Annotated in this window: 4 protein-coding genes; all 4 read right to left on the reverse strand. The window is 54.7% G+C overall.

Annotated features, from left to right (window positions below):
- Positions 1–390 (reverse strand): helix-turn-helix domain-containing protein (locus tag NW837_RS14205; protein WP_414332242.1); only part of this gene is annotated, 390 nt, incomplete at its 3' end.
- 95 nt (positions 391–485) lie between these two features.
- A complete protein-coding gene (locus NW837_RS14210) occupies positions 486–695 on the reverse strand; it encodes a DUF2997 domain-containing protein (RefSeq protein ID WP_099812547.1) in 210 nt (69 codons plus the stop codon).
- 9 nt (positions 696–704) lie between these two features.
- Complete coding sequence (locus tag NW837_RS14215) at positions 705–1079, reverse strand: DUF1257 domain-containing protein (protein ID WP_099812548.1); 375 nt, start codon at positions 1077–1079, stop codon at positions 705–707.
- A gap of 118 nt (positions 1080–1197) precedes the next feature.
- A partial coding sequence (locus NW837_RS14220) for a pentapeptide repeat-containing protein (protein WP_414332243.1) occupies positions 1198–2486 on the reverse strand: 1289 nt, incomplete at its 5' end.

The following is a 2486-nucleotide window of genomic DNA, read 5'->3' on the forward strand; positions in this document are numbered from 1 at the left end:
GTAATCCGGTCGCCTCTGCACAACCTGCTGCAGGGTAGGATATTGCACCAAAAGAGGCTTGAGCTTTTCCACCAGTTCGGCGCGGATTTGATGGCGCAATTGCCCTTCCTGCTGTTCTAGCTGTTTGTGCAGCCGCTGCAATTCCTGAGCCGTTTCTACAGACTCCGATGCTAGCTCAATTCCGCTAAAATCCTGAATAAGGTTCGGCAAGGGTACTTGCAAAATGCTGGCCGCTCGATTGAGATCGGCTAACTTCAGCTTTTCGGCCTGTCCAGTTCTCAGGGCATTTAGGGCTCCTCGACTCAGTTTGGCCTTTTGTCGAAGCTCTCGCCAGGTTGAGATACCGGCAGCCTGCATGAGATTGCGCAGCAGGGCATCATGACTTTTCATTTCAGAGTTACGACTCCAAAATGGAATCCTAGCCAGAGTCTTTTGGATCCCTTTGGTTAAACCAGACAGGGGATCAAGAAAGGGGTTTGGGGCATTCATAGACGCTCCACCTGACGCTGGACATCTTCTTCTATGACTGGTACCTGGTCATATTCAGGCAACAGTTCCCTTTTTTGAACTGTGCCCAATGCCCTTTCTATTTCCTCAGTTAGTTCAAGGCAGCCCTTGCCTTTGACATTGAGCACGCGCTCAATCACGTTGCCATCTTTGTCGATGATGTATTCAACCTGTTGATATTCCGCCATAATGCCTCCTCAAGCCCAGCGCCCCAACACAATCCTGATCTGCCCTTTTTCATCCACAGATTCCGACTCTACCGTAAATCCCTTCTCCGCGGCCGTCGCAAGAAGCTGCTCGCGGGTATAGGCTTGGCGGATTGGCGCTAAGAAAGCCTCAGCGCTGACTCCCGTTCCCCAAAAGTCGGCAATCATCTCCAGGCTGTCCCCCCGTTGGCGAAAGCCAATGTCGTAGCCGTTGCTGCGCCTAACCACCAGATCTGCCTGGACACGGTTCCCTCCATACCCCCGGACATAAGTGTTTTCCAAGACCTCGTGACCTTGGGCAACCAAAGCGCCTTTCAGGATCTCTTTATTTTTGAACTGAACCTTGATGCTGGTGAAGTGCGACACTGTGGGGATTCTCCTCAGAAGAACATGCTTTATCCTAGAGCAGTCCTCTTGGCTTGAAAAGTTTTGCTAGGGCACAAAGCCGCGTGGCCCTAACCAAAGAAATTGAGGGAGCCAACCATTAGTTTCCCTTGGCTAGAGGATGCCGGTGGGGATCCGAGGTAGCAGGAGGAAGCAGGCGAGGGACATCGCGGTGGTCAAACCAGATGCTCGCCAAACCTTTAAGCCAGAGGGACAGCCAGATCCATTTCCACTTGAAATCAAGTCTTGCGCCTTTGAGGTTTGCGCCTTCTACAGTGGCATGATCCAGGTTGGAGCCTTCCAAGTTGGCATAGCTCAGGTCAGCCCAACTGAGATCGGCCCCGCTGAGATTGGCTCGGCTGAGATCGGCCCCGCTGAGATTGGCTCCAATAAGGTTGGCCCCGCTTAAATTGGCGCCGACCAGCTTGACTCCGCCCAAGTCGATCCAGTTCAAGTTAGCTCCGCTTAAGTCGGCTCCCTCCAGGTTTCTGTTGTCGGGCCGACCATTGACCAGTTCCCACACAAGATGCCACTTGGCATCGAGCTGAGTTTCTGGAGAAAGAATAGAGCGTCGCAGGTTGGCCAATTTCAGATCTGCCCCCCTCAGGTTGGCCCCGCTGAGGTCGGCACCGCTGAGGTAAGCGTTACGTAACTTGGCTCTGCCCAGCTTGGTCTGGGTTAGGTTGGCTTCTCCTAGCTTGGCCTTGTTGAGGCTAGCTGCGCTCAGGTCAGCCCCGCTGAGATCGGCTCTGCTTAGGGAAGCTCGGCTTAGGTTAGCTCCGATGAGCTTGACTTGGCTAAGGTCTGCCCGGCTCAGGTTGGCTTTCCTCAGATCTGCCCCGCTCAAGTCCGTTTGGCTCAGGTAGCGCAGAGGGCTGGGAGCATTGACATCAAGCAAGTTCAAACCCGACCTGCCCAGCTTGGCCTCGCTGAGGTTGGTGCCGATGAGGTTAGCCTCCCTCAGGTCGGTGCCAACTAAGCTGGCCTTGCTCAAGTTGGCTCCAATGAGCTTGGCGCCGACCAATTTGGCCCCCACCAGTTTGGCCCTGACCAGTTCAGCCTTGATCAGGCTGGCTCCACAGAGGTTGGTTCCCTCCAGGTTTGCCTTATTCAGATTGGTCTGGCTGAGGTTGGCGCCTCTCAAGTCCGCCTGACTCAGATTGGCTTTGCCCAACTCTGCCCACCTCAAATTTGCCCCGCTGAGGTTAGTTCCTCTCAGGTCAGCCTCCACCAAGCTCGCCCCTGTAAGCTTGACTCCGCTCAAGTCAGCCTGGCTCAAATTGGCCCTGCTCAGGTCGGCATAGATCAGGTTTCTTGCCTGAGCACGGCCGTTGACGAGCTCCCACACCAAGCGCCACTTGGGATCCAGCTGTGTCTCAGAAGAGACGA

The sequence above is a fragment of the Synechococcus sp. R6-10 genome, from assembly GCF_047461815.1.
Classification (GTDB): Bacteria; Cyanobacteriota; Cyanobacteriia; order Thermostichales; family Thermostichaceae; genus Thermostichus.